Origin of the sequence: Raoultibacter timonensis, assembly GCF_900240215.1 — a bacterium.
Lineage (GTDB): Bacteria > Actinomycetota > Coriobacteriia > Coriobacteriales > Eggerthellaceae > Raoultibacter > Raoultibacter timonensis.
In genome coordinates this window covers 1,619,721-1,625,805 of record NZ_LT964679.1, presented here as the reverse complement: position 1 = coordinate 1,625,805, position 6,085 = coordinate 1,619,721, and the positions used below count along the sequence as shown (strand labels likewise).

The following is a 6,085-nucleotide window of genomic DNA, read 5'->3' as shown; positions in this document are numbered from 1 at the left end:
GGACAGCGCCGGAGCCGGAACCCGCTCCGGCGCCCGCCACCATCACCGTGTCGGTGTACGTTGACAGCTCGCGTGCCGCGAGCTTCGGCTATGCGTCGTGCATGGCCTCGACGTCGGTTACGCTGCAGCAGGGGGCGAGCGTCTACGACGCGCTGGCGGCCACGGGCGTTTCCATCGGCGGATCGAGCACGTACGTCAGCTCGATCAACGGGCTCTCGGAATTCGGGTGCGGCAGCAGCACGAGCGGTTGGCTCTATTTCGTCAACGGGGTTTCACCCGGATACGGACCCGGATCGTACCGCCTTAACGGTGGCGAGAGCATCACGTTCGTCTACACCCTCGATATGGGAAACGATCTGTAGGTCGATGCCGATGGGCCCTCGATCCGACAGCGGCATTCCGACAACCGTTTTCGACCGGTACCACCCGGTTGTCGCCCTCGTTTATTTCGCTTCGGTGCTCGTATTGGCCATGGCGGCCATGCAGCCGGTGTATCTTGCGCTCGCGGTTGCTGCCGCGTGGCTGTGCAACGCATGGCTTAAAGGCTGGCCGTCGGCTTTGAGAACCGCGGCGTGGCAGGTGCCTGTCGTGCTGATCGCCGCCGTGCTCAACCCGCTGTTTTCGTCGACGGGCTCAACCGAGCTTTTCCGTATCGGCTATCGGGCGGTCTACCTGGAATCTTTCGTCTACGGCATATGCATGGGCCTGATGCTCATGGCGGTGCTGCTGTGGTTCTCCAACGCTTCGCGCGTCCTGACTTCCGACAAGGTGATGGCCCTGCTCGGCAACGTTGCGCCCACGGTTGCGCTCATGCTCTCGATGGCGGCGCGGCTGGTGCCCCAGTTCGTCGGGCGCGGTGGAGAGATCGAGGCCGTCCAGCAAGCGTGTTCGAAAACGCGGCCTGCATCGTTTCGCGATCGCGTGCGTTGGCGCGGGCGCATCGTTACGGTGCTCATGGGATGGTCGATGGAGGATTCGCTCGAGAAAGCCGATGCCATGAAGGCCCGCGGCTGGGCCTCGGCGGAAAAGCGGACGCAGTATCGGCCCTATCGGTTCAGGGCGGCAGACGCCGTTGCCTGCGCCGTGCTGGCCGCGCTCGTGGCCGGCAATGCGTTTCTAGCTTGGATCGCCTGCTCGCAATATCATTTCTATCCCGTTGCGAGCACCCTTGTCGCATGGTGGGGCTACGTGCCGTATGCGGTGCTCGTGTTCGCGCCGCTTGGTGCCGATGCGTTCGACCGCATGCGTTGGCGGCGCATCGAGCGCAGGATGCGCGCCTATAGGGGGTCGTCGGATGGAGGCGCTTAGGCTTCGGGGCTTCGGGTTCGCCTATCCGGGCGAGGTGCCGGTGTTCGAAAACCTCGACCTCGCCGTCGAGCGGGGGGCGTTCGCCCTGCTTGTCGGAAAAACAGGCAGTGGCAAGACCACGCTTTTAAAATGCTGCAAGCAAGAGATCGCGCCCGTGGGCACGCGGTGGGGCTCCGTCGAGGTGCTCGGGTGCATGCCTGACGGCGAGGGCACTCGTGCGAAAGCGCTTGCGGTGGGCTACGTGTTTCAGAATCCCGAGAACCAGATCGTCTGCGATACCGTGCTGCACGAGCTCGCTTTCGGGCTTGAGAACCTCGGCGTCGATCCCGACGCGATGAGGCGGCGCGTTGCCGAGGCTGCGGCGTTCTTCGGCATAGAACCGTGGCTGCACGCCGAGACCGCCCGCCTTTCGGGCGGGCAAAAGCAGCTGGTGAACCTTGCGGGAATCCTTGCCATGCAGCCGCAGCTGCTGCTGCTCGACGAGCCGACGGCCCAACTCGATCCGATCGCCGAGAAGAACTTCCTCCATGCCCTGTTCCGTATGAACCGCGAGCTCGGCATCACCGTGGTCGTGGCAACCCATGCGCCCGAGTCGATGACCGATTACGCAACCGAGGCATTCGAGCTTAACGGGGAAGACGGCATCGAGCGAATACCCCTCGACGGGCTTTCCGGGCGTCCGATGGGGAAAGGTACGGCGGATGCGCGGCGTACGGCGGAAGGCGCGGCGGCCTCGCCGCGCCTCGATGGCAGGCCGTGCATCGTCTGCTCCGATGCGTTCTTCCGCTATGCGCGCGATCGCGCGTGGGTGCTGCGCGGAGCCGACTTGCGCGTTCGCGCAGGCGCCATCCATGTGCTCGTGGGAGGCAACGGGTCGGGCAAATCGACGATGCTGCGGCTTGTTGCGGGCGTGCTCGAACCCGAACGGGGAAAGGTGGAAAACGGGCTTCGCCGCCGTCAGGCGCTCTTGCCCCAGGACCCCAAGGCGTTGTTCGTGTGCGATTCGGTGCTTGACGAACTGCGCGAATGGCAGAAAGCCTGCGGTTTCGACGATGCCGCGGTCGACGCGGCGGCCGAACGGTTCGGTCTCGCCGATGCCCTCGGGCGCCATCCGTTCGATTTGAGCGGCGGTCAGCAGCAGGGTCTCGCCTTTGCGAAGCTTTTGCTGACTGGGCCCGATCTGCTGCTGCTCGACGAACCTACCAAGGGGCTCGATGCGCCCTCGAAGGTTGTGCTGGCGCGAGAGCTCGAACGGTTGCGCGATCGGGGCGCTACGATCGTCGTCGCCACGCATGACCTTTCGTTCGCTTCGGTTCTCGCCGACGAGCTGTCCATGCTGTTCGACGGCGAAGTCGTGAGCACTGAGCCGACCGAGGCGTTCTTCTCCCGCAACCTGTTCTACCGCTATCGGGAGGACGGGTTCTTGCGGGCGTGGGCTGCCTCGTCTTCTGACGGGGGATGCATCTGACGTGATCGCCCGCGTTCTCCCCAAGCTCGAGATCCCCGCGCTCGCTGCCGTCCTGGCGGCGTTGGCGTTCGGCGCTGTCGCGCAGTTCGATCAGACCGCGCTCCTCTCGCTGGGCGTCGTCGTCGGTGCCCTCGTCGTGTTCTTCGCGCGATTCGAGACCTCCAAGCCGGCGCTTCGCCAGATCATGCCGACGGTCGTGCTTGCGGCGCTCGCTGCGGCGGGGCGCATCCTGTTTGCGGCTCTTCCCGATTTCAAGCCGGTGTCCGCCATCGCGATCATCGCGGGCGCCGCATTCGGCAGGCAGGCGGGGTTCATGGTGGGCGCACTGGCGGCACTCGTCTCGAACCTGTTCTTCGGGCAGGGTCCGTGGACGCCGTGGCAGATGTACGCTTGGGGCCTTATCGGGTACTTTGCCGGGGTTCTCGCCGACCGCGGCGCCTTCGAGAAGCGACCTGTGCTCTACGTGTACGGGTTTGCGGCGCCCTTGCTCTACGGGTTTCTGCTCAACAGCTACTACATCGTGGGGTTCGTCCATCCCCTTACGTGGCAGACCGCGCTTCTCGCCTACGGGGCGGGGCTTCCGTTCGACCTCGTCCACGGTGCGGCGACGGTCGTGTTCCTCGCCATCCTCTATCAGCCGTGGCGAAAGAAGCTCGATCGCATCAAGCGCAAGTACGGCATCTGAGCGCGTTGGCGGGCTTGCAGATGCGGGGCTGCCGGAATCCTCGGTACCTATGCGCATCGGGCCTCGGCGACGGCTCGGTTCTCGGCGGTGCTGCGCGCCGAGCCCTGCTTTGCGACGAATGCCTTCCGTTCCCTGCCATCTTTTCCGCCATCGCCGAGGGCGTCCACTGCAAAACCGAGATCGGCATGCGGCCGTATGGAGCCCGACGGTTGGCTGGTATTTCAGGGTCCTGAACGAAAGCGCGACAATGATTTGACGGCGGTCAACGTTTTTCTGCCGTCTCGCGCTGTCGTGCTACAATGCTTGCCCGGCATCGGGTCGTACGGCGGCCCTGCCGATTTTCGAACAGTGAGGCGGACGTTGATCCGCTTGTGCAAACGATAGGATGCGATGCGATCATGGAGTACGGCGAGACGAACGAGCGGGATCTCACGAAAGCGGTTGCGGCCCTGTCTGCGGGACTTCCGATCGTGTTCCCGACCGATACGGTCTACGGCCTTGGCGTTGCCGTCGGCATGGCGCAAAGCCCCGAGATACTCTACGACATCAAACAGCGCGATCACGGAAAGCCGGTGGCGTGGCTCGTGGGCAATCCCGAGGCGCTGTCGCTGTACGGCAAGGTGGTTCCCGATCTCGCGCTCGCCATCGCACGGACGTTCTGGCCCGGCCCTTTGACCCTCGTGGTGAAGGCGGGTACGAACGTGCCCGTGCCGTTCCGCGCGCCGAACGGCACCATCGCGCTGCGCATGCCCGACAACGGGCTTGCGCTTAACCTCATCGAGCGCGTCGGTTTCCCGTTGGCTACGACGTCGGCCAACATCAGCGGGCAGATGCCGCCGCGGATGTTCGAGGACATCGATCCGGCTCTGCTCGAGCGGGTGTCGGTTGCCCTGCGCGACGATGCGGAAAAGAGCGGNAGCCCCGTCCGTGTCGGGCGCCCGTTTCGGGAGCGCGCCGCTGCGCGAGACGAGCCCGCCCCGGGCTTTGTCGAGCATGGGCCAAGGCCGTCTTGCGCTTTGCGCGCCGTTGCGCGCCCGCCGCCGTTTGCCTATCATGGGATGCGCTAAACCGAACGGATCGAAAGGTGCACGTCCATGTCCAAGAAATACGTCGTCGCGCTCGACCAGGGAACCACGTCGTCGCGCGCTATCCTGTTCGATCGGGCAGGCAGGCTCGTCGATATGGTGCAGCATCCCTTCGAGCAGCTGTACCCCGAGCCCGGTTGGGTCGAGCACAACCCCCAGGATATCCTGTCGTCGCAGCTCGCGGCTTTGACCGAGCTGCTCGTTTCACGCGATGTCGGCCCCGCCCAAATCGACAGCATCGGCATCACGAATCAGCGCGAGACAACGGTGGTGTGGGATCGCGAAACGGGCGCGCCGGTGTCGAACGCGATCGTATGGCAGTGCCGCCGCACCGCGCCCATAATCGAAAAGCTCTGCTCGGCGCCCGAAGTGTCGTCGCGCATTACAGCTAAGACGGGGCTTCTTCCCGATGCGTACTTTTCAGCGAGCAAGATCAAGTGGATCCTCGACAATACGCCCGGCGCCCGCGAGGCGGCCCGTGCGGGCAGGCTCGCGTTCGGCACGGTCGACAGCTGGCTTGTCTGGTCGCTTACCTACGGCAAGGTGCACGCCACCGACGTCACCAACGCGAGCCGTACCATGCTCTACGATATCCACGAGAACCGATGGGATCCGTGGCTGCTCGATCTGTTCGACATACCCGCATCGATGCTGCCCGAGGTGAGGCCCTCGTCGTCGTACTTCGGCGAAACGGCCCATCCCGGCGTGTTCGGAGGCATCCCGCTTGCAGGCGTCGCGGGAGATCAGCAGGCCGCCCTCTTCGGGCAGTGCTGCTATGCAGAAGGCGAGGCCAAGAACACCTACGGTACCGGGTGCTTTCTGCTCATGCACACGGGGGCCGAAGCGTGCTCGTCGTCGAACAACCTCGTGACCACCATCGCCGCCTCGGCGCCCGATGTCGGGCATACCGAATACGCGCTCGAGGGCAGCGTGTTCGTCGCGGGAGCGCTCGTCCAGTGGCTGCGAGACGAGCTCGGATTGATCGATTCCGCCGAAGAGACCGAAACGCTTGCCCGCTCCGTTGCCGATACGGGCGGCGTGTACGTGGTGCCCGCATTCACCGGACTCGGCGCCCCGTACTGGGATGCGGAAGCGCGCGGGGCGATCTACGGGCTGACGCGGGGCACGTCGCGGGCCCATGTGGTGCGTGCGGCCCTCGAATCGCTCGCCTTCCAGGTGCACGACCTCGTTCACGCCATGGAGGCCGACGCGGGCAAGCGCATGCGCGTCCTCAACGTCGACGGGGGAGCGTCGGCGAACGATTTTCTCATGCAGTTCCAATCCGACCTCTTGCAGACGCCGCTTGCCCGCCCGCAGAATACGGAGACGACGGCGCTGGGCGCCGCGTATTTGGCGGGATTGCGCACCGGGTTCTGGAAGAACACCGGCGAGCTGTGCGACAGGCGGGCGGGCGACACGACGTTCGAGCCCGACATGCCCGATCAGGTGCGCGATGCCCTGCTTGCGGGCTGGCATAAGGCGATCGGCAGAACGCGGACGGCGTAGCGATGCGCGCAGCCGAGCGAAACGGGCAACCAC

Annotated in this window: 6 protein-coding genes; all 6 read left to right on the top strand. The window is 65.1% G+C overall.

The features are described 5' to 3' along the window. Window positions 1–362, top strand: a 362-nt coding sequence (locus C1722_RS07265) for a DUF4430 domain-containing protein (RefSeq protein WP_146040677.1), incomplete at its 5' end; no start/stop codon positions are given. Window positions 363–366: 4 nt separating this feature from the next. Beyond that, window positions 367–1,308, top strand: coding sequence for an energy-coupling factor transporter transmembrane component T family protein (locus C1722_RS07260; RefSeq protein WP_244902477.1), 942 nt, complete (start codon window positions 367–369; stop codon window positions 1,306–1,308). After that, a complete protein-coding gene (locus tag C1722_RS07255) occupies window positions 1,295–2,776 on the top strand; it encodes an ABC transporter ATP-binding protein (RefSeq protein ID WP_102378643.1) in 1,482 nt (493 codons plus the stop codon). Before C1722_RS07260 ends, C1722_RS07255 begins: the two co-directional genes overlap by 14 nt. A 1-nt stretch (window position 2,777) precedes the next feature. Then, window positions 2,778–3,461: an ECF transporter S component gene (locus C1722_RS07250; protein ID WP_219724287.1), complete on the top strand. Its 684-nt coding sequence runs from the start codon at window positions 2,778–2,780 to the stop codon at window positions 3,459–3,461. Between the two features lie 299 nt (window positions 3,462–3,760). Next, a complete protein-coding gene (locus C1722_RS07245) occupies window positions 3,761–4,528 on the top strand; it encodes an L-threonylcarbamoyladenylate synthase (RefSeq protein WP_425319343.1) in 768 nt (255 codons plus the stop codon). Window positions 4,529–4,555: 27 nt separating this feature from the next. Further along, window positions 4,556–6,052, top strand: a complete 1,497-nt coding sequence (gene glpK, locus C1722_RS07240; protein ID WP_102378640.1) for a glycerol kinase GlpK — start codon at window positions 4,556–4,558, stop codon at window positions 6,050–6,052. The last annotated feature ends 33 nt before the right edge of the window (window positions 6,053–6,085 follow it).

What these genes read in the sequence shown, in the direction of transcription:
- C1722_RS07255 (WP_102378643.1), top strand. Translation starts at nt 1,295, where the DNA reads ATGGAGGCGCTTAGGCTTCGGGGCTTCGGGTTCGCCTATCCGGGCGAG.
- C1722_RS07260 (WP_244902477.1), top strand. Translation starts at nt 367, where the DNA reads ATGCCGATGGGCCCTCGATCCGACAGCGGCATTCCGACAACCGTTTTC.
- glpK (WP_102378640.1), top strand. Translation starts at nt 4,556, where the DNA reads ATGTCCAAGAAATACGTCGTCGCGCTCGACCAGGGAACCACGTCGTCG.